This is a genomic window from Methylosinus sp. Ce-a6 (assembly GCF_009811655.1).
Taxonomy (GTDB): Bacteria; Pseudomonadota; Alphaproteobacteria; order Rhizobiales; family Beijerinckiaceae; genus Methylosinus.
The window spans coordinates 44,559-65,448 of the sequence record NZ_BGJX01000011.1 but is presented as its reverse complement, the minus strand read 5'-3'; the positions used below and the strand labels follow the sequence as shown (position 1 = coordinate 65,448).

General features: G+C 67.7%; 16 protein-coding genes. 7 read left to right on the top strand and 9 right to left on the bottom strand.

Going from position 1 to position 20,890, the window contains the following annotated elements:
• Positions 1–14 precede the first annotated feature (14 nt).
• Positions 15–2,483: a TIGR02302 family protein gene (locus Mspo_RS09475; protein ID WP_159729110.1), complete on the top strand. Its 2,469-nt coding sequence runs from the start codon at positions 15–17 to the stop codon at positions 2,481–2,483.
• 403 nt (positions 2,484–2,886) lie between these two features.
• Here the strand turns inward: Mspo_RS09475 and addA are convergent, their stop codons facing one another.
• From addA to addB, 5 genes are all read right to left on the bottom strand, one after another.
• Positions 2,887–6,339: a double-strand break repair helicase AddA gene (addA, locus tag Mspo_RS09470; protein ID WP_159729108.1), complete on the bottom strand. Its 3,453-nt coding sequence runs from the start codon at positions 6,337–6,339 to the stop codon at positions 2,887–2,889.
• Between the two features lie 362 nt (positions 6,340–6,701).
• The gene (locus Mspo_RS09465; protein WP_159729106.1) at positions 6,702–8,096 is read right to left on the bottom strand and encodes an MFS transporter; all 1,395 of its coding nucleotides are present in this window, start codon (positions 8,094–8,096) and stop codon (positions 6,702–6,704) included.
• A gap of 86 nt (positions 8,097–8,182) precedes the next feature.
• The gene (locus Mspo_RS09460; protein WP_159729104.1) at positions 8,183–8,617 is read right to left on the bottom strand and encodes a type II toxin-antitoxin system VapC family toxin; all 435 of its coding nucleotides are present in this window, start codon (positions 8,615–8,617) and stop codon (positions 8,183–8,185) included.
• Positions 8,617–8,853, bottom strand: a complete 237-nt coding sequence (locus Mspo_RS09455; protein WP_159729102.1) for a type II toxin-antitoxin system VapB family antitoxin — start codon at positions 8,851–8,853, stop codon at positions 8,617–8,619. Before Mspo_RS09455 ends, Mspo_RS09460 begins: the two co-directional genes overlap by 1 nt.
• Positions 8,854–9,143: 290 nt before the next feature.
• Positions 9,144–12,248, bottom strand: coding sequence for a double-strand break repair protein AddB (gene addB, locus Mspo_RS09450; protein WP_159729100.1), 3,105 nt, complete (start codon positions 12,246–12,248; stop codon positions 9,144–9,146).
• Positions 12,249–12,432: 184 nt separating this feature from the next.
• Between addB and Mspo_RS09445 the strand changes: the two genes are divergently transcribed.
• Together Mspo_RS09445 and Mspo_RS09440 are read left to right on the top strand one after the other, a co-directional pair.
• Complete coding sequence (locus Mspo_RS09445) at positions 12,433–13,578, top strand: sensor histidine kinase (RefSeq protein ID WP_159729098.1); 1,146 nt, start codon at positions 12,433–12,435, stop codon at positions 13,576–13,578.
• 3 nt (positions 13,579–13,581) lie between these two features.
• Positions 13,582–14,268 carry a response regulator transcription factor gene (locus Mspo_RS09440; protein ID WP_159729096.1) on the top strand — a complete coding sequence of 229 codons (687 nt, stop codon included), beginning with the start codon at positions 13,582–13,584 and terminating at the stop codon, positions 14,266–14,268.
• Here Mspo_RS09440 and fabI read toward each other — a convergent pair.
• The 3 genes from fabI to fabA form a co-directional block, all read right to left on the bottom strand.
• A complete protein-coding gene (gene fabI / locus Mspo_RS09435) occupies positions 14,213–15,034 on the bottom strand; it encodes an enoyl-ACP reductase FabI (RefSeq protein WP_159729094.1) in 822 nt (273 codons plus the stop codon). The two genes, Mspo_RS09440 and fabI, sit on opposite strands and share 56 nt — an antisense overlap.
• 491 nt (positions 15,035–15,525) lie before the next feature.
• On the bottom strand, positions 15,526–16,749 hold the full coding sequence (fabB, locus tag Mspo_RS09430; protein WP_159729092.1) for a beta-ketoacyl-ACP synthase I: 1,224 nt from the start codon (positions 16,747–16,749) through the stop codon (positions 15,526–15,528).
• A 101-nt stretch (positions 16,750–16,850) separates the two neighbouring features.
• Complete coding sequence (fabA, locus tag Mspo_RS09425; protein WP_159729090.1) at positions 16,851–17,369, bottom strand: 3-hydroxyacyl-[acyl-carrier-protein] dehydratase FabA; 519 nt, start codon at positions 17,367–17,369, stop codon at positions 16,851–16,853.
• 200 nt (positions 17,370–17,569) lie between these two features.
• Here fabA and irrA point away from each other — a divergent pair, with 200 nt between their 5' ends.
• Together irrA and Mspo_RS09415 are read left to right on the top strand one after the other, a co-directional pair.
• Positions 17,570–18,025, top strand: coding sequence for an iron response transcriptional regulator IrrA (irrA, locus tag Mspo_RS09420; RefSeq protein WP_159729088.1), 456 nt, complete (start codon positions 17,570–17,572; stop codon positions 18,023–18,025).
• A 42-nt stretch (positions 18,026–18,067) separates the two neighbouring features.
• Positions 18,068–18,448 carry a VOC family protein gene (locus Mspo_RS09415; protein ID WP_159729086.1) on the top strand — a complete coding sequence of 127 codons (381 nt, stop codon included), beginning with the start codon at positions 18,068–18,070 and terminating at the stop codon, positions 18,446–18,448.
• A gap of 70 nt (positions 18,449–18,518) precedes the next feature.
• On the opposite strand, the gene Mspo_RS09410 is transcribed toward Mspo_RS09415, so the two are convergent.
• The gene (locus tag Mspo_RS09410; protein ID WP_159729084.1) at positions 18,519–19,055 is read right to left on the bottom strand and encodes an SH3 domain-containing protein; all 537 of its coding nucleotides are present in this window, start codon (positions 19,053–19,055) and stop codon (positions 18,519–18,521) included.
• Positions 19,056–19,298: 243 nt separating this feature from the next.
• Between Mspo_RS09410 and Mspo_RS09405 the strand changes: the two genes are divergently transcribed.
• A complete protein-coding gene (locus tag Mspo_RS09405; RefSeq protein ID WP_159729082.1) occupies positions 19,299–20,294 on the top strand; it encodes a D-glycerate dehydrogenase in 996 nt (331 codons plus the stop codon).
• A 131-nt stretch (positions 20,295–20,425) separates the two neighbouring features.
• The gene (locus Mspo_RS09400; RefSeq protein WP_159729080.1) at positions 20,426–20,887 is read left to right on the top strand and encodes an META domain-containing protein; all 462 of its coding nucleotides are present in this window, start codon (positions 20,426–20,428) and stop codon (positions 20,885–20,887) included.
• Positions 20,888–20,890 lie beyond the last annotated feature (3 nt).

Here is a 20,890-nt window from a genome sequence, read left to right as displayed (position 1 = left end):
CGGGGAGCCGAAAAATGATCCTTTGGCGCAAGAGACCGAGCGACGAGCCGGATGGCGGCCGGGACGACGCCTCGCCGATTCTGGAGCGCCTGGTGCGACGCTCCCTCACGGCGCTCGCCGTCGAGCGGCTGGCGCGCGTCGCCGCCGGCCTCGCGACTCTCCTCTTCTTCTTTCTCGCGGTCTCCTTCTCCGGCCTCTGGCTGGAGGTCGGCGCGACGGGACGCGCGCTCGGCGTCGGCGCCTTCGCCGTGGCGGCGCTGTGGATCGTCGGGCGCGGCCTCGTCGCCGGGACGCCCGGGCGGCGGGAGGCGCTGGCGCGGCTCGACGCCGCGCCGGGCGCCCTGCATCGCCCGGCCTCCTCGCTCGAGGACACGCTCGCCGACGGCGCCGAGGACCCGGCGACGCGGGCGCTCTGGGCGCTGCATCGCAGCCGGCTCGAGCGAAAGCTCGCGAGCGTCGAGCCGCCGCCGCCGGACCCCGGCCTGCCGCAGCGCGACCCCTTCGCGCTGCGGGCCGCGGCGCTGGTCGCCGCCGTGGCCGCCGCCTTCGTCGCCGGGCCGGATCGCGAGACGCGGCTCCTCGCCGCTTTCGACTGGGAGAGCGGCCCCGCCTCGGCCTCGGGCGCGCGGGTCGACGCCTGGTTCGAGCCGCCCGCCTATACGGGCCGCCCGCCCATCATGCTGCCTCAGCGCGCCGAAGGGCCCTGGGCGCGGATTTTTGTTCCGGTGAGCTCCACGCTCGTCGTTCGCAGCTTCGGCCTTCGCGGCGCGGCGACAGCGAGCGGCGGTCTCGCGCCGATCGAGGGCGGCGAGCAGCGACAGGCGAGCGGCGAGGCCGAGGCGCGCTTCAAGCTCGCGGGCGACGCCTCGCTCGCGCTGCGCGGCGCCGGCGAGTTCCGCATTCAGGCGATCCTGGACCGCGCGCCGACGATCGAGATCACGGAGCCGCCGCGCAACAACGCCCGCGGCACGATGACGCTCGGCTTCCGCACCGACGATGATTACGGCGTCGTCGCGGCGGAGGCCGTCGCCGCCCTGCCCGCCGGCGCGCGGCCGAGCCGCTCGCTCTATCCGCCGCCGCGGCTCGCCCTGCCCGTGCCGCCGACGCGCGGCGGCCTCGGCGAGAGCAAGGCGACGCTGGATTTTTCCGATCACCCCTGGGCCGGCGCGCGCGTCGCTTTGACGCTCGTCGCCCATGACGAGGGCGGCAACGACGGCTTCTCCGCGCCGCTCGACGTCACTCTGCCGGAGCGGCGCTTCGCCAAGCCGCTGGCGCGCGCGCTCGCCGAGCAGCGCCGCAATCTGGCGCTCGACCCGGATCATTTCGCCCGCGTGCTGACGGCGGTCGACGCGCTATTGCTCGGCTCGGCGCTGTTCGAGACGCCCTCCGCCATTTTTCTGGGCCTGAACGAGGCGAAAGGCCGGCTGGAAAGGGCGCGCGACGACGCCGATCTGCGCGAGGCCGCCGATCTCCTCTGGGCGATGGCGCTCTCGCTCGAGGAGGGCGACGTCTCTCGGGCCGAGCGCGATCTGCGCGCGGCGCAGAAGGAGCTGCGCGACGCGCTGGCGCGCGGGGCGAGCGAGGAGGAGATCGCCAAGCTGACGCAGGATCTGCGCGCGGCGCTGGAGAATTTTTTGAACGGCCTCGGCCAAAAGAACGGCAAGAACGCCGAGCGCGCCGCGCCCGAGCCGGGCGACCAGCGCATGCTGACGGAAGACGATCTCAATTCCATGCTGAGCGAGATCGAGAAGGCCGAGCGCGCCGGCGATTTCGAAGAGGCGCAGCGGTTGCTCGACGATCTGCAGGACGTGCTCGAGAATCTGCGCCCGGCGCAGGCCGGCCGCGCCGATCCGAGCGCGCGGGAGATGTCGCGCGCGCTGGACGAGCTCGACAGGCTCACGCGCGAGGAGCAGCAATTGCGCGACGAGACCAATCGCGCCGGTCAGCAGGGCGGCGGCGAGCCGCGACGTCCGGGCAAGGGCCAGTCGGCCGATGACGCGCGGGCGCGGCAGAAGGCGCTGCGCGACCGGCTGGAGCGCGAGCAGGACAGGTTGCGCCGCGCGGGCGAGGCCTCGCCCGATCTCTCCGACGCCGCGAAGGCGATGAAGGAGGCCGAGAAGGCGCTCGGCCCCGGCGGCGAGGGCGCCGGACGCGCGGTGGACGCGCAGGGCCGCGCCTTGCAGTCGCTGCGGCGCGGGGCCGACCAGCTCGCCTCGCGCATGCAGGCGGGCGAGGGGGAGGAAGGCGAGGGCCCGAACGGCCGCCGGGGCCGCCGCGCCGGAATGCGGCCGGGCGAGGGCGCCGATCCGCTCGGCCGCCCCAGCGGGCGCCGTTCCGGCTCCGAGGCCGGCCGCTACGATCCGCTCGGCCTGCCGCCGGCCGTGCGCGCCCGCCGCGTGCAGGAAGAGCTGCGCCGCCGTCTCGGCCAGCCGGAGAGGCCGGCCGAGGAGCTCGACTATTTCGAGCGCCTGCTGCGGCGGTAGGTTCGCCCGCAGCGAACAGATCGGCGACGAAAGCCTGAGCGAAACGATCAGCCGCGCCGCGCGCGGCCTCATCGACGCTGACAGACATGCGCCGCTTCGGAATCATGAACGAGGCGACGCATGAAAAGATCACATTGCGTCAGCGGGGAAAGGACGGCGGGTCGGCCCGGCTCTCATGTCGCTCGACCTTATCCGCCGCAATGCATGGAGCGATCCTCCGAGAGGCGTTTCAATGAAACACGGTAAAGACTCTCGGCTATTTTTAAATAGCTTCATGCCCGGAACTGGCGTCCGCTTCGGCTGAAGCCGCTAGAGCATGTTCCCGAAAAGTGCGAAGCGGTTTTCGGAAAAGAACATGCGAATTCAAATAACCTTAGAGCGCATCCGCGTCTTTTTCTCGCTTTCAGACCTCCCGCAAAATCGCCTCGAGCGCGGCGTCGAGCGCCTCGGGCTCGGGCTCCTCTATCGTCGCGCTCTGCGTGAAGATCAGCGCGCAGCGGACCCTCTTGCCGGGATAGAGCCGCCGCGCCGCGGCGCGATAGACGGCGAGCTGGCGCAATTGCGCCGGCGTCGCCGGATGGCGCGGCGCGCCGGTCTTGAAATCGGCGACGATGACCTCCTCTTCCGCCTCGGCGAGCCGGTCGATGCGGCCGCAAATGGCGATCTCGCCGCGCGGCCCCTCGAGGCGCGCGACGATCTCCACCTCCGGCGCCGAGCCGGGCCCGAACAAAGGCGCGAGCGAGGCATGGCCGATGACGGCGAGCACGGCGGCGACGAGCCGCTCGCGCGCCTCCGCCTCGAGCGGCGCGCCGCGCAGCTCCAGAAAGCGCAGCGCCGCCTCCACGCGCCGCTCCGGCGGCGTGTCCGGCAGGCGCTGCAGCAGCGCGTGAGTGAGCCGTCCGACGAGCAGCCTCTCGCGGTCGCGGCGCGTCGGCGCGACGGCCTCCTCCCCGAAGGCGAAAGGATCGGCCGCCGCCAGCGCAGTGGCGGGTCGAAGAGGCGGGGTCGGCGCATCCTCCCGCGGCGCGGGCTCTCGCGCATAAGCCGGGACGACGACCGTCGCGGCCGCGCGGGGCTCCGCGGCGACGGCCTCGGTAGGACCGGCTTCGCCATAGCGCAAAATCGTCCTGCTCTCGTCGAGCGGGTCCGGCGCGCGCGCGCAAAAGGGCTCGAGCGCATTGCTGATGGCGTCGTGCCAGCAGCCGGCGCCGCGCCCTTTCGGCCCATGGAAGCCGCCGACATAGAGCCGCTCCTCGGCGCGGGTCAGCGCCACATAGAGCAGCCGGCGATGCTCCTCCCGCGCCGCCTCGCGCAGCGCTTCGCGCGCCTCGGCGACCGCGGGCGGGTCGGCGGCCATGGCGGTCGACCAGACGAGCGTCGCGCCATCCTCCTCGCCGAGCCGGAAGATCTTCGGATCGTGGCGGCCGGAGGGGCCGCCGCAAGTGTCCGGCAGAAAGACGATCTTCGCCTCGAGCCCTTTGGCGGCGTGCACGGTCATCACGCGCACGGCGTCGCCGGCCGCCTCCATGTCGCGCTTGACCGAGAGCTCGAGCGTCTCGACGCTCGCCAGAAACCCCGCGAGGCCCTGCGCCTGCTCCCGCTCGAAGGAGAGGGCGAGGCGCAGAAATTCGTCGATCGCGTCATTGGCCTCATGCCCGAGCCGCGCGACGAGCCGCTCGCGGCCGCCGCCGGCGCAAAGAATATGGCTGTAGAAATCGAAGGGCGCGCGGCTGCGCGCCTCGTCCGACCAGCGTTCGACGAGCGCCGCCGCCTCCCTATGCGCGGCTTGCGACGCCGCCGCCAGAGCGGCGAACAGCGAGCCCTCGCGCGCGGGCGCGAGCGCGATGAGATCGTCGTCGGAAAATCCCAGAAGCGGCGATTTCATCAGCGTCGCGAGCGTGAGATCGTCCTCGCGCAGCAGCGCGACGCGGCCGAGCGCGACGAGATCCATCACCGCTATATGGCCGGAGAGATCGAGGCGATCGGCGCCCGCGACCGGGATCGCTTCCGCCTTCAGCGCGCGAATGACCGCCTCGAAGAAAGCGTCGCGCTTGCGCACGAGGATCATCACATCGCCGGCGCGCATGGCGCGGGTCGCGCCCCTGTCCTCGACGCATTCGCCATTCTCCGGCGCGAGCAGCGCCTTCACCTTGCGCGCGATCTTGCGCGCGAGGCGGGCAGGCGGGCCGGCCTCGTTCACATAGTCGAGCGGCAGGCGCCAATCCTGCGGCGGCTCCGCGCCCGCGGACGCCTCCGGCTCCCAGATTTCGACGAGGCCGGGCACGTCGGTCTTCCACGCTTCGTGCAATGGCGCGGGCTCTTGCGGGTCGGCCGAGAGTCCGCGGCGTGTCTCCTCCACCGAGAAGACGATGTCGACCGCGCTCAGCACCTGCGGCGAGGAGCGGAAGGAGCGCGTCAGCCGCACCGTCTCGAAGCCCTGCTCGGCGTCGCGGAAGCGGCGCGCGAAATCGCGGCGCATGGCGTCGAATTTTTCCGGCGCCGCGCCCTGGAAGGAGAAGATCGACTGTTTCTCGTCGCCCACGGCGAAGAAGGTGCGAATGCGCCGCGAGGCGCCGGCGCCGGCGCAGAATTCATCGGCGAGCGCCGCCAATATGTCCCATTGCGCGGCGCTCGTGTCCTGCGCCTCGTCGACGAGAATATGGTCGATGCGCGAATCGAGCTTGTAGAGCACCCAGGACGGGCTCGAGCTTCGAAACAGCCGGCGCGTGCGCTCGATGAGATCGTCGAAATCGAAGAGCGCGCGATTGCTCTTCATCCGCTCGTAATCGGAGAGGATCGCGTCGCCGAGCCGCGCCAGCGCCATGGAGCGATCGAACGCCGCCGCCGCCTTGCGCTTCTCCACCAGAACGACGAGCCGGTCGCGCTCGTCCTCGAGCCGCGCGAGCAATGCGGGCTGCTGCTTTTGGAGCGTCGCGGAAATGATCTTCTGCTTGCCGAGCCCCCGCGGCTCGCCGTCCTTCTTGAAGAAAACCGCCAAATATTCGTCGGCGCAGGCGGAGGTTCCGGCGAGCCCAGCGGCGATCGTCAATTGCGCCGCGAGCTTGCCGTCATTCTCTCCGCCGCCGCGCAATGCCTGCGCGATCCTCGGCCAATCGCGCGGCCCGATCCCGCCATCGACGATCTTCTGCTCGATCGCCGCGAGCGTCTCGCCTTCGAGAAGCCCCAGCCTCTCGCGCAGCAGCTCCGCATAGTCGCCGGAAGAGAGATTGCGATGCGCCGCGCGATGGCCGAGCAGCTCCGCGATGAGCTCGTCGAAGCCGCCGCCGGAACAGAGCCGCGACACCGTCTCCAGCGCCGCGCGCAATTCGCCTTCGTCCAGCACGGCGCGGGCGAGCGTCTGGCGCCGCGCGCGCTCCAAAAGTTCGGCGCGCTCGAGATCGTCCAGCACGCGGAAGGAGGCCGAGACATTGGCCTCGAAGGGAAAGAGATGCAGGATGCGTTCGCAAAAAGCGTGGATCGTCTGGATTTTCAGACCGCCCGGCGTCTCCACCGTGCGCGCGAAGAGCCTGCGCGCGAAGGTGAGCTCGGCGCGCGACGGCTGCGGCGCGCCGGTCGCGAGAATGGCCGAGGTCAGCGCCGCATCGTCGAGCAGCGCCCAGCCGGCGAGAATATCGAAGATGCGCGCCGCCATATTGGCGGCCGCCGCCTTTGTGTAGGTGAGGCACAAAATGCCCGAGGGCGGCGCGCCGGCGAGCAGCAGACGCACAACGCGCTGCGAGAGAACATGCGTCTTGCCCGAGCCCGCATGAGCCGCCACCCAGGCCGATCGCGCGGGATCGGAGGCGGCGCGCTGCCGCTCCCGCGTGTCCTTGGCGATGGGGCGTCTGTCGCTCATGGCCGGCTCTAGTGGCCTACGTCACTCGAACCGAAGACCCGAAAGCCCCCTCCCTCACCCTCCCCCGCTGCGCGGAAGAGGGGGGCGGCAACGTCTCGCGAATCTTTGATGAAGCGCCGAATCTGCTCCCTCTCCCGCGCAGCGGGGGAGGGTTGGGGAGGGGGCTCGAACATCGTCGTTTTCATTGACGCAGGCCACTAGAGTCTTTTGTTTTGACGTGTTTCCGCCGCCGAACCGGCGTCCGCTTCGGCTGGAAACGCTCTAGAGCGCATTCGGACAAATCATGTCCGAATGCGCTCTAAAGTTATTTGAATTCGCATGTTCTTTTCCGAAAACCGCTTCGCACTTTTCGGGAACATGCTCTAAGGCGATGTCTTTTCTATGCCCTCGGTCACGACCTCGTCGATCATGCTGTCGAGATCGGTCGCCTTGGTCTCCTTGGCGAAGAGGAGCGCGACGATCGTCGAGGCGCCGAGCATCGCGAGATAGAGGCCGACCGATTCCGCTCCGTAATTCTGCGCCAGCCATGTCGCGACGAAGGGCGTCAGCGCGGCTCCGAGAATGGAGGCGAGGTTATAGGAGACGCCCGAGCCCGTATAGCGCGTGTTGGTGGGGAAAAGCTCCGGCAAAATCGCCGACATGGGCCCGAAGGTCAGCCCCATCAGCGACATTCCGATGCTGAGGAAAATAAGGATGAGCCCGCGATCGGCGGCCGCGCCCGTTCCGATGACATCCTTGGAGAGGAAGAAACGGAAGGAGAGGCCGAAGACGATGATCGCCGCAGTCACGGCGAGCAGCAGCTTGCGCCGTCCGATCCTGTCGGCGAGATGGCCGGAGACGGGAATGAATCCGGCGAAGAACAGCACCGAGAGAAGCTGCAGCACCAGAAAATCGCGATAGCCGATGCCGAGACCGCCGAGCGCGACCTTGCCTATGCCATAGGACAAAATCCATGTCGTCATCAGATAGAAGAGCCCATAGGTCGCGACCATGATGAAGGTCCCGAGCAGGAGCTCCTTTGAATTGTTGCGGAACACGTGAACGAGCGGCGTCTCGAGCTTTTCGCCGCGCTCCAGCGCGCGGGCGAAGACCGGCGTCTCATGCAGCTTCAGCCGCACATAGAGCCCGAGCGTGACGAGCAGAATGGAGAGCAGGAAGGGCAGCCGCCAGCCCCAGGCGAGAAAATGCTCCTCCGGCTTCGCCTGAGTGGAATCGAAGGCGAAGAGAATGGTGAGCAGCAGAAAAAAGCCATTGGCGAGGATGAAGCCGAAGGGCGCGCCGAGCTGCGGCCACATGGCGGCGCGCGCGCGCTTGCCTTTGTCGGCGGTCTCGGTGGCGAGCAGAGCGGCGCCGGACCATTCGCCGCCGAGGCCGATGCCCTGGCAGAAACGGAAGATGGTGAGCAGGAGCGGCGCGAACAGGCCGATCTGATGATAGGTCGGCAAAAGGCCGATGGCGAAAGTGGCGAGGCCCATCAGCAGCAGCGAGCCGACGAGCGTCGCCTTGCGGCCGATACGATCGCCGAAATGGCCGAAGACGACGGAGCCGATCGGCCGCGCGACGAAGGCGACGCCGAATGTCGCCATGGAGGCGAGCAGCGCCGCGCTGCCCGCGCCGGCGGGGAAGAACAGCAGCGGAAACACCGACACGGCGGCGGTGGCGTAGATATAGAAATCGAAGAATTCGATCGTCGTCCCGACGAGGCTCGCGAAGATGATGCGGTTTCTATAGCCCTTGTCCGACCCTTGGAGAGTCATTTGAAATTCCCTGTCGCCGAGTGTCCGCCTGCGGCGCGCCGATCGGCGGCCCTCGGAGGAAGCTTATAAGAAAAGTATTTTTCTCGCTATCGCAGCGGCTTGGCAGGCCCGGTCGGCAGGTCCGTAAGCGCGAAGCCGTCATCCGTGGTCATAATCGCCGGGCCCCGCGATTTTGCGCTGGCGTAATGGAAACAATCGGCGAGATTCAGCCCTTTGTCGCGGTCCGCGGGAAGCGGATAGCGATGGCGTCCGCAGCGTTCGAAAGCCGAAAGGGCGAGTGTCAATTCATTCGGCGTCGCATCCAGCGTCTCTATTCCGGCGATCGTCAGAAACTCCGCCACACGCGCCTCGGCGAGGCCGATCGGCATGTCCTTCTTTCGATGGATCGCCGCGATCGTCTCCCAGACCGCGATCACATTGGTCGCGAGCGGCGTCGAAGCAGCGTCGATGGCGGCCGCGATCCCTTCGCCATCGGCCTCTTGCAGGAGGATCGCGACCATTGCGGAAGCGTCGATGAACATTATTTGTCGATCTCGCCGTTGAGCTCGTCAAAAAACGCCTTGTCGATGATGATTCCGCTGTCCGGATAGGAGGCGATCTTTTCGCAGATCGGCTTCAAGCGCTCCCAGAGCGATTTCTTCTCTCGCACGCGCGCCAATTCACGCCGCAGCGCGTCTTTCACGGCTTGCGTGCGGTTGAGCGCCGCCAGCTGCGCGGCCAGCCTGTCGGCTTCATCGTCGCGGATGTTCAGAGGCATTTTGGCCGCCGGCTCGACCTTAGAGCGTTTCCAGCCGAAGTGGACGCCGGTTCGGCGTCCGGAAACACGTCAAAACAAAAGCCTAGGGCCTTTCCGTGTTTCAATGAAACCGGAAAGGCCCTAGCAGAAGGTAAATCCGCGCTTCGGATGGCGATCCAGATCCGGGAACGGCGGCACGAGACGAGGACAAACCCGGTCCGAATCGGGAGCGTCGAAAATCGGCGGCCGATTCCTTGCCGAAGCGTCAACCGTCGTGGTGAACGCTTCGTGTCCGTCTTTTCACCGCGCGCTCACTCCTCCCCGCCGCCGCCGTCGCGCGACCATTCCTTCACGCGCGCGAGATGGTCGTAGTCGCCATAGCGCGAGGCGAACTCGACGAAAGGCCGCGAGGGATAGGGCGTTTGCAAATCGCGAAACTGGTTCAGCAGCTCGACGAGATTGGCGCGATGCTCGGCGACGACATCGGCGAAGCTCTTGTCCTTGAATTTCAGCCATTGCGTCTCGCCGCCGCTCTTGCCGCCGAGGCGCACATAGGCCGCGCCGGACACCCGCCGCGCGCCGATCGCCTCGAAAGCGCCGGCCTCGATCATCGCCGCCTCGAGCGTGAGCTGCGGCGAGAATCCCGCGCCGACCTGGCTGGCGGTCGGCGGATTGCCGGTCTTATAGTCGAAGACGAAAGCTTCGCCGGCGGCGTCGACCTCTATGCGGTCGGCGACGCAGGAGACGGTGAAGACGCCGCCGTCCGCGAGCGTCAGCCGCCATGCGGCGCCTTTTTCGACGAAAATCTCGCGCGGCTCCGCGCGGCGCTCGCGCTCGAAGGCCAACGCATGGTCGAGCCCCGCCTCTATGCGCGGCCAGTCGAAGGCGAGGAAGGAGGGATCGTCGAGAAACGCGCCGAGCTCCTCGCGCGCCAATTCGATCAGCGCCGCGCGCGCATCCTCGGGCAGCGGGCCTTTCGGATGCGCCTCGTGGAATTTCGCCAGCGCCGCGTGAACGGCGACGCCGATCTCGCGCGCGCCTTTGGGCGCGCCGAGCGGCGGCAGCGGCGGCAACCGCAATATGTGCTCGGCGAAGACGGCGTAAGGATCGCGCCGCAGCTTTTCGACGCGCGTGACGCTGAGCCGCGTCGGCCGCATCGCGACCGGAGGACGTGGCAAAGGCCGCGAGATCGCGCGGATTTCGCGCGGCTCGTCGAGCGCGGCGGCGAGCGCGCATTTTGCGTCGCCGCGCGCCTTGCAGGCGACGAAGGCCTCGCCTGCGAGCGCCGCCAGCCGCGCGATGAGGCGCGAGACCACCGTCGGAGCCCCGGCGCGCTTCCTCGCGCGGCTCACCACCACTTCGCGCGCGCCGAAGGCCATGGCGAAATCATGCGCCGTCTGGCCGATGCGTCGCTCGGGCGGCGAAAGGCCCAATTGCCGGCGCATGGCGCGGTTGAGAAAGGCGCCGGATTCGGCCTGCGGCGGCCAGATCGTCTCGTCGAGCCCGGCGAGCAGCGCGAGGTCGGCGTCGAGCAGGCGCGCCTCCAGCAGGCCGAGGATTTTGAGGCGCGGATGGGCGCGTCGCGGGCTCGGCGCCGTCGTCTCGAAAGCGAGGCGATCGAAGAAGGAGGCGTAGCCGCCGGCGTCGAAGAGGAGCGCGCTGTCGGCGCTCTCCAGCGCGTCGAAGAGTTGGAACAATTGCTCGACGCCGTCTCCCGCCGGCGCTTCGCCGGCGATTGTCTCGAGAGACTGCGCATGGGCGCGCGCTCTTTCGCAAAGGCGCGCCTCGGGCGTGAGAACGGCGAGCGGAGCGAGGGCCTCGTCGAGACGCGCGAGCAGATATTCGATCGCGCGCCAGTCTTCTTCGCAAATGCGTTTCAGCGCCGGATGGGCGTGCGGCTCCTCGGCGAGCCGGCGCGCCGGCGCCGCCATTGCGGCGAAGGAGCCGCCGCTCTCGACATTGCGCAGCACGGCGATCTCGACGAGCGGGGCGAGCCGGTCGATCTCGGCGCGCTCGAGGCCGAAGCGCGCGAGCGGATGGGCGAGGAGCGCGGCGGCGTCCACGGCCGCGGCGCCGTCTTCCGCCGTCGCGGCGACGAGCCGGGCCAGCGCGCCGATCGGCGTCGCGGCGAGCGGACGGCCGGCGGAATCGTCGACCTCTATTCCCCACCGCGCGAGCTCGGCCGAGACGCGCCGGGCGATGTCGCGATCGGGCGTGATGAGCGCCGCCGTGCGGCCCGGCGTCTCCAAAGCCTCGCGCATGGCGAGGGCGAGGGCGAGCGCCTCCTCGCGCTCATCTGCGGCCTCGACGAAGGAGACGCCGGCGAGCGCGGCCGCAAAACCCTCCACCTCGGCGGCGCAAAAGTCGCGCCAGGAGTCGGTGCAATCGGCCGGGCGCAGCGCCTCGGCCAGCAGCCGCGTCCGCGCCAGCAACGCGGGCGGGGCCGAGCCGATCGACCGAACCTCCTCGCGCGAGACGCCGATCATCGAGAGGAGACGCTTCAGCAAGCTCTGAGGATGGGTGAAGCTCGGCTCGTCGCGCTCGCCGTCGCCGTCATGGCCCACCTTGCGCCAGGCTTCTGCGTCGAGCGCGTCGTCGAGGCCGGGCAAAATCACCGCGCCGCGTTCCATTCGGGCGATCGCCGCCAGCAGGCGGGCGGTCGCCGGATGCGCGCCGGTCGAGCCGAGCGCGATCACCGGCCCGCGCGCCCCGCCCCGCTCGAGATGGGCGATCTGCGCCTCGATCAGCGCCGTCTGCCGCGCGGCGCGATCGATGAGGCCCCGGTCGGCGAGAATTTTGGGCCAGTCCTCGAGCGCGATCTTCAAAAAATTCGCGGTGATCGCGAAAAACCGGTCATAGGCCTCGTCCGCGAGCCCGGCGAGCGCGCGAGCGTCGAGCTTCTCTATGGCGAATTCGTCGATGAGCCGCGCGAGCTCGCCCGAAAGCGCATAGGCGCTCGCGGCGGAAGGCGCGACCAGCAGCATCTCACGCGGGTCGTGCTCGATCGCGCCGGAAGGGTCGATGGAGACGATCGCCTGGCGCAGCGCGCGCGCCCATTGCAGCACCATCTCCGCCAGGATCAGCCGGCGGTCGAGCTCCTCTATCGCCGGAGCGAGCGCCGCCTCGCCTGCGTCGAGATCGGCGTGAAACAGCGCCGAAGCCTCCTGCTCGTCGAGATCGCCGAGCGGCAAAATGCGCGGCAGCAGCGCCGCCGGCGCCTCGATCGCCGTGGAAAATTGCGTCGCCAACGCCCGCGCGGCGCGCTGGGTCGGGACATAGATCGTCGTCGCCGCCAGCGCGAGCGGCCCGCTCTCGCGGGAAAGGCCCGGGATGATCGCCCCATCGAGCAGAGCATTGGTGAATGCGCCTAGAAATGAGGCGCCGGGGGCAATGGAAAAAACCTTGCGAGACGCCATTTTTCTCCCGCGGGCGGAAAGTAAGCACGAGCGGAGCAATTCACAAACTATTTCTGTGTATTGCGCGTCATTGCGAATTGAAACCCGCTCGTAACCGAGAATACTCCGAGGCGGCGACCGTGGCGATGGTTGGGCGGCGCGCCGGCATTTTTTGAGAGCGCATAAGTTTCGAGGGAACTCGCCGATGGAACAATCGTCGAGCGATTCGCGCGCCGGGCTCGAAGAGACTTCCGCGTCGACGCCGCTATTGCGGCGGAAGGCGGTCGCGGGCGACGAGTCCTCGCGTCTGATCGAGGCGCGGCTCGAAGCCATCCTCGAATGTCTTTCAGACGCGGTCCTGTCGATCGACAATAAGGGCGCGGTGGTCGCCGCCAACGCCGCGGCGGGGGCGCTGTTCGGCTGTTCGAGCGAGGCGCTGCTGGGCGCGGAAGCCGCGCGGCTTCTGCCGGAGAACGCGCTTTCCGCCAGCGAGCGCAAGACGGAGGCCCTCGCGCGGCGGCTCGACGGCTCGACGTTTCCGGCGGCGCTCACGGTGAAGGAGGCGCGCGGCGCGGCGCATTTCCGCGTCGCCGTCATTCGCGATCTCACCGAGGAGCGCGCCGCGGAGGCGCTGCTCTGCGAATTGCGCTCGGAGCTCGCCTATGCCGGCCGGCTCGCCGCCATGGGGGAGCTCGCCGCGGCGCTCGCCCATGAGATCAACCAGCCCTTCTCGGCCATCGCCACCTATGTCCGCACCGCCCGCTGGCTGCTGCAGCGCAAGCAGAAGCAGAGCGAGGAGATCGAGGAGATTCTCGACAAGGCCGGCGCGCAGGCGATGCGGGCCGGCGATATCGTCCGCCGCTTGCGCGAATTCGTCACCCGCGGCGAATCGGTGAAGACCGTGCAGAGCCTCGCCGAGCTCGTCGAGGAGGCGAAATCGCTCGGCGTGGCGGGGGCGCGCCAGATCGGCGCGCGCGTGCGCGTCGCCGCCCAAACGGAAAATGACCATGTCCTCGCCGACCGCGTGCAGATCCAGCAGGTCATCGTCAATCTGATGCGCAACGCCGTCGAGGCGATGGACGGCGCGCCCCGGCGCGAGCTCTCGCTCTCCACCTCCGCCGCGGACGGCTTTGCGCGGCTCGACGTCGCCGACACCGGCCATGGGCTGAAGGACGGCGCGGCCGCCGCGCTGTTCGAGCCCTTCCGCAGCACGAAGGCGACCGGAATGGGCATAGGCCTTTCGATCTCTCGCTCGATCGTCGAGGCGCATGGCGGACGCATCTGGGCCGAGCCCAATCCGCAAGGCGGCGCGATTTTCAGCTTCACACTTCCTCTCGCGGAAAGGCTCTAGCCTATGAGACTCCCGCCGCTCGTGCATCTCGTCGACGACGATCCGGCCATCCGCGACGCCTTGACATTGATGTTCCGCTCGCGCGGCTTTCGCCCGCGCGCCTATTGCGCGGCGGACGAATGCCTCGCCGACGCGGGACCGCTGACTTCGGGGTGCGTCGTCGCGGATATGCGACTGCCGGATATGACCGGCGTCGAGCTCACGCGGCGCCTGCGCGCCCTCGGAGCGACGCCGCCCGTGGTCATCATCACCGCATCGGCCGGCGCCTCGCTCACCGTCGAGGCGCTCGCGGCCGGCGCCAGCGATCTGTTGGAAAAACCTTTCGACGACGAGGCGCTGCTCGCCTCCGTGCGGCGCGCGCTCGCCGCAAGGCGCGGCGAGCGCGACAACGACGCGGAGACGCGCGCCATTCTCGCCCGCTTCGGCTCGCTGAGCGCGGAGGAGAGGCGCGTGCTGGCGGGCATCGCCAAAGGCCGCCCGAGCCGGGACATCGCGCAAGGGCTCGGTCTCGATTTGAGAACCGTCGAGCTGCATCGCGCCAATATCATGGCCAAGGCCAATATCGACACGCTGGTCGAGCTCGCGCGGCTCTCGGTCATCGCCGCGAGCGCCAAGGCGGTCGAGGCGCGCGAGCCTAATCCGCCCCTGCGGCGCCGCCGTTCAAATCTTCGGGGCGCGGCTGCAGCATGATGTTGTAGCCGGCGTCGACGAGATGGATTTCGCCGGTCACGCCGCCCGAGAGCTCCGACAGGAAATAGAGCGCCGAGCCGCCGATCTCGTCCAGCGTGATCATGCGGCGCAGCGGCGCATGGGCCTTCTGAAACGCGCCCATCGCCCGCGCGCCGGTGATGCCGGCGCCCGCCATCGTGCGCACGGGACCGGGCGAGATGGCGTTCACGCGAATGCCGCGCGCGCCATAATCCGCGGCGAGATAGCGCACGGAGGAATCGAGCGCCGCCTTGGCGACGCCCATCACATTGTAATTCGGCATCACATGCGTGCCGCCGCCGAAAGAGACGGTGAGCATGGAGCCGCCGTTCTTCATCAGCGCCGCGGCGCGTTTCGCCGCCTCGGTGAAGGAGAAGCAGGAGATGACGAGCGTGCGGATGAAATTCTCGCGCGTCGTGTCGGCGTAGAGGCCCTTCAATTCGCTCTTGTCCGAATAGCCGATGGAATGGACGAGAAAATCGAGCTCGCCCCATTGCTCGGCAAGACGCGCGAAGACGGCGTCGACGGAAGCGATATCCTCCACGTCGCAGGGGATCACCAGATCGGAGCCGAGCTCCTCGGCGATCGGGCGGACGCGCTTGCCCAGCGCCTCGCCCTGATAGGTGAAGGCGAGCGAGGCGCCGTGCCGCGCCAGCGCTCTCGCTATGCCATAGGCGATGGAATGATCATTCGCGACTCCCATGACAAGGCCGCGCTTGCCTTGCATGAGGCCCGTTGAAACCGTCATTTGGCGATGTTCCTGTCTCGTCATGCTGTTTGCGGCTCGGCTCGCCGCCTTTTCCCTCTCCTCGCTTGCGGGGAGCGGGCTAGAGTCTTTCATGTTTCATTGAAACATGAAAAGATTCTAGGCTTTTGTTTCGACGCGTTTCCAACGCCGAACCGGCGTCCACTTCGGCTGGAAACGCTCTAGCAGTCTGCGTCATTCGAACCGAAGCCCCGAAGGCCCCCTCCCTCACCCTCCCCCGCTGCGCGGGAGAGGGGGGCGACGACATTTCGCGAAGCTTCGATGAAGCGCCGAATCTGCTCCCTCTCCCGCGCAGCCGGGGAGGGTTGGGGAGGGGGCTCGAACATCTTCACTTTCATTGACGCAGGCCGCTAGTGTGACGGCCCGGGGCCGAACCGCGATGACAAACGCCCCGCGCCCCTCATCCTCACCTTACTCCCCGCGCGCGGGGAGAAGGGGCGATCGGCGCCGCGCGAAGCGATCATGAATTCGTATCAGGCGTCCGGGTGCTTGAACACCAGCGACGCATTGGTGCCGCCAAAACCGAAGGAATTGGAGAGCACCGCGCGCAGCGCGACATTGTCGCGCCGCTCGCGCAAAATCGGCATGTCGGCGAATTCCGGATCGAGCTCCTCGATATTGGCGCTCTCGCAGATGAAGCCGTTCTGCATCATCAGCAGCGAATAGATCGCCTCCTGCACGCCGGTCGCGCCGAGCGAGTGGCCGGTCAAGGATTTCGTCGCCGAAATCGGCGGGCATTTGTCGCCGCGGCCGAACACCTCGCGGATCGCCTCGATCTCCTTGAGATCGCCGACCGGAGTCGATGTCGCGTGCGGATTGATATAGTCGATCGGCGCCTTCACCCCGGCCAGCGCCAGACGCATGCAACGCATCGCGCCCTCGCCGGAGGGCTGCACCATGTCATGGCCGTCGGAGGTCGCGCCATAGCCGGCGATCTCGGCGTAGATCTTCGCGCCGCGCGCCTTGGCCCGCTCATATTCCTCGAGCACCAGCACGCCCGCGCCGCCGGCGATGACGAAGCCGTCGCGGTTCTTGTCATAGGCGCGCGAGGCCGTGGCCGGACGATCGTTGAAGGAAGAGGACATGGCGCCCATCGCGTCGAACAGCACGGAGAGCTCCCATTCGAGCTCCTCGCAGCCGCCGGCGAACATCACATCCTGCTTGCCCCATTGAATCTGCTCGAAGGCGGCGCCGATGCAATGATTGGAGGTCGCGCAGGCCGAGGAGATGGAATAGTTGACGCCCTTGATCTTGAACCAGGTGGCGAGCGTCGCCGAGGCGGTGGAGGACATGGCCTTGGGCACGGCGAAGGGGCCGACCTTCTTCGGCCCCTTGGCGCGGGCGATGTCCGCCGATTCGACGACGACCTTGGTCGAAGGGCCGCCCGAGCCCATGATGATGCCGGTGCGCTCATTGGAGACTTCGTCCGGCGCGAGGCCGGAATCGAGGATCGCCTGATCCATGGCGACGTGATTCCAGGCCGTGCCCATGGCGTGGAAGCGCATGGCGCGGCGATCGAGGATCGTCGAAGGGTCGAGCGTCGGCGCGCCGTGAACCTGGCAGCGGAAGCCGAGCTCGGCGTATTTGTCCGCCTTCACTATGCCGGACTTCGCCTCGTGCAGAGAGGCGACCACTTCCTGGGTATTATTGCCGATGGACGACACGACGCCCATGCCGGTCACGACCACTCGTCTCATGTCAAAAACTCCCTCGCGCCGGCGGGATCTCTTACGTTCCCGTCCGAATTTGGCGGCGTCCCGCCTTGTCGCGCGCTTCGATCGCGCGTCCCGTCGGGCCTTTAAGCGGCGGCTTCGGGCTTGGCGAGTCCGACCTTCAGGTCTTTCGCTTCATAGATGCGTTCCCCGTCCACCTCCACCCAGCCGTCGGCGATGCCGAGGACGAGCTTGGACTTGAACACGCGTTTGAAATCGACGCCGTAGCGAACCAGCCTATTGTGCGGCCGCACCTGACCGCTGAATTTCACCTCGCCGACGCCGAGCGCCATGCCGCGGCCCGGCAAATCGAGCCAGCCCAAGAAAAAGCCGGTGAGCTGCCAGAGCGAATCGAGCCCGAGGCACCCCGGCATTACCGGATTGCCCTTGAAATGGCAGTCGAAGAACCAGAGGCTCGGGTCGATGTCGAGCTCGGCGCGCACATAGCCTTTGCCGTGCCCCCCGCCGTCCTCGAAGATCTCGGTGATTCGGTCGAACATGAGCATGGGCGGCAGCGGGAGCTGCGCATTGCCGGGGCCGAAAAGCTCCTCCCGCGCGCAGGCGAGCAGATCCTCATATCCGAAAGACGAGCGCCGTTCGCTCATGATGTTCCTTCTTGCGCCTCTGACGTGACGATGCCCGGTCGCGCCGCCGGCCGGAAGCCGCATTCCGTAACATAGGCGCCGGCCGGGTCAAAGGGGGCGAGCCTCTCGCTGCGCGCCGGCGAGGAAAAAGTTGTCTCGTCGCGCGCGCTTCCCTATTGTACGCAAAGAGAGACTCGAAGCGGGGCGGGAACATAGAGCGAATGACGGTCGAGCAAGCCAAGATCGAGACTGCCAAACGCGCGCCCGGCGACGTCATTCGGCGCCTGCGCATAAGGCTGATCGCGGCCGGCATGAGGCCGACGCGCCAGCGCGTCGCGCTCGGCGGGCTGCTGTTCGGCCAGGGCGACCGCCATGTGACGGCCGAGAAGCTGTTCGAGGAGGCGCTCGCCGCCGAACTGCCGGTGTCGCTCGCCACCGTCTATAACACGCTCCATCAATTCACCGACGTCGGCCTGCTGCGCGAGATCGCGGTCGATGGCGCGCGCGTCTATTTCGACACCAATGTCTCGGAACATCACCATTTTCTGCTCGACGGCGTGGGGCTCGTCGACATTCCGGGCGCTCATGTCGATGTGGCAAACCTGCCGCCGCCGCCGCCCGGCATGAAGATCGCCCGCGTCGACGTCGTCGTCCGCCTCTGCAAGGATGACGACTAACCCCTCCACATAGAGCCGCCGCATGATCGATAGAGCCGCCGCATGATCGATCATCTGAGCCTCGTCGTCAGAGATTTCGCCCGAGCGCGCGCTTTCTATGCGGCGGCGCTCGCTCCGCTGGGCTATGTCGTGCTGCGGGAATTCTCCGTGGCCTCCGTCGGACGGGACATTGTGGGCTTCGGCGTCCCGCCGAAGCCGGATTTCTGGATCGCCGCCGGCGACGACCCCACGTCGCCGCTGCATATCGCTTTTCGCGCGGAGAGCCGCTCCGATGTCGACGCCTTCCACGCGGCGGCCCTGTCGGCGGGAGGCGGGGACAATGGCCCGCCCGGGCTACGCCCGCACTACCACCCTGATTATTATGGCGCTTTCGTCATCGATCCGGCAGGCCATAATATCGAGGCCGTGCATCACGGCGACTAGAGCGCTTCCGTCAAAACAAAAGCCGAAAGTCTTTCCGTGTTTCGATGAAACACGGAAAGACTCTCGGCCGTCACTCGATCTTCTCGCCGGGATAGACGCCCCACAGCCCCTCCTGTTTCACATGGGCGTCGAAACCGTCGCCCGAGACGCGGCACCAGGAGCCGTCGCAGCGGCGCAGATTGGCGACGACGCCGGGCGACAATTTCGCCAACGGCGTCGTCCGATCGCCGGCGTAAGCGAGAATCGGCTCCTTCTTCCAGGGCGCGACGAGCGCCGTGCGGCGGCCGGAGAGCAGCGAATGCAGCACCCAGCCCTCGGTCCCCTCCGAATCGCGGATTTTGCGCCAAGTCTCGAATTCGGCGGTGATTTCCACCGGCAGGCCGGCCCGCTCGTACACCCATAGCGTCGGATGCTCCTTGCTCGGCCCCTCATGCAGATTGACGCGATCCGATTTGAGGCTGACATAACGCGGCAGGGGCAGTCCCGACGCCGAGCCGACCTGCTGCTGCGCGCCGGCGCCCGTCGGAGCGCAGGCGAGCAGAGCGGCGACGGCGAAACGGATCGCTGCGGCCGCGCGTCTCGGGCTCGGAAAGGGCTTCTCGTCCATTTCTACACTTCTCCCGGAAGGCGGCTCCCGCGGCTGCGAACGACGCCTCGTCTTGTCTTTGTCCCGCCATCTGCTAGGAAGTTCGATGGGAAAGGGGCGCGGGCGGCGAGACGCTCTTTTCATCCATCGTCGTTAAGACCTGGTTGAAGAGACGTAAAACCGCCCCGGGGCTCGATCGGCGGACAGGTTCCGCCCCGGCGGCCGCGCAGCTTATTCGACCGAGGCGGGAGGACGAAGGGGAAGATGGCGAAAAAGAAGCCGCTCGTCGTGGTGACACGTCGGCTCCCCGAGGTGATCGAAACCCGCATGTGCGAGCTTTTCGACACGCGCCTCAATGTGACCGATCGGCCGGCGACCCATGAGGAGCTCGTCGAGGCCGTCCGCACCGCGGATGTTCTGGTGCCGACGATCACCGACCGCATCGATTCCGGCCTCATCGGCCAGGCCGGCGACCAGTTGAAGCTCATCGCCAATTTCGGCAATGGCGTCGACCATATAGACGTCGCCTCCGCGCTGCGCCGCTCGATCACCGTCACCAATACGCCGGGCGTCCTCACCGAGGACACGGCCGATCTCACAATGGGCCTCATCCTCGCCGTGGCGCGGCGTCTCGTCGAGGGCGCGCGCACGATACCGGACGGCGCCTGGGGCGGCTGGTCGCCCACCTGGATGCTCGGCCATCGCATCACCGGCAAAAGGCTCGGCATCGTCGGCATGGGGCGCATCGGCCAGGCGCTCGCGCGCCGCGCCAGCGCCTTCGGCCTCTCCATCCACTATCACAACCGCCGCCGCCTGCCGGCCGAGATCGAGGATCAGATCGAGGCGACCTATTGGGAATCGCTCGATCAGATGCTGGCCCGCATCGACATTTTGTCGATCCACTGCCCGCACACGCCGGCGACCTATCACCTGCTCTCGGCCCGCCGGCTGAAGCAGCTGCGGCCGCACGCCATCATCGTGAACACCGCCCGCGGCGAGATCGTCGACGAGAACGCGCTGATTCGGATGCTGGAAGCGGACGAGATTTCCGGCGCCGGCCTCGACGTCTTCGAGCATGAGCCGGCCGTCTCGCCCAAGCTCGTGAAGCTCGCCAAGGCCGGCAAGGTCACGCTGCTGCCGCATATGGGCTCGGCCACCAATGAGGGCCGCGTCGACATGGGCGAGAAGGTCATCATCAACATCAAGACCTTCATGGACGGGCACCGCCCGCCCGACCGCGTGCTGCCCAGCATGTTGTAACGGCGTTTTCGCTTTTCGCCCGCCCATGCGTCGAGAGCAGCGCCGGCGCGCGCGTTCGGAAAAAAACCACAAGGCGCGCGCAATTCTCCCGAAACGATTCGCATGAGGGTCGTTTGTAGAAGGATCGAAGGATGAGACGAACTCTGACCGCGCTTCTGGTCGGCCTCGCCGCCTGCGGCCCCGCGCTGGCCAAGGGAAAGCCGGCGCAAAAAGAGAAGGATCAGCAGGAGGCGACGGCGCAGGAGCCGATCCCGAGCTACAAGCCGTTCCCGCATAATTACATTTTCAATCTCAAGGACATCAACGGAAAGGCCGCGCCCGGCGACATTTGGATCCGCATCGATTCGACGATGCGCGGCGCGGGCTTCTCCGGCTGCAAGTCCTGGTCGGGCGTCTTCGTCGTCGGCGCCAACCGGCTCGGCCCCAAGGCCATGCCCGCCGTCGCCGACGCCAAATGCGACCCCGCTCTGCAGGCGGTCGAGCGCGACTTCTGGCAGGTGCTGCTCTCCGGCCCCTTCTGGGACACGCAGGGCTCCGACCTCATCCTCAAAGGCGCCAAGGGCGGCGTCCTGCGCTTCACCCGCTCGCTCTGAGCG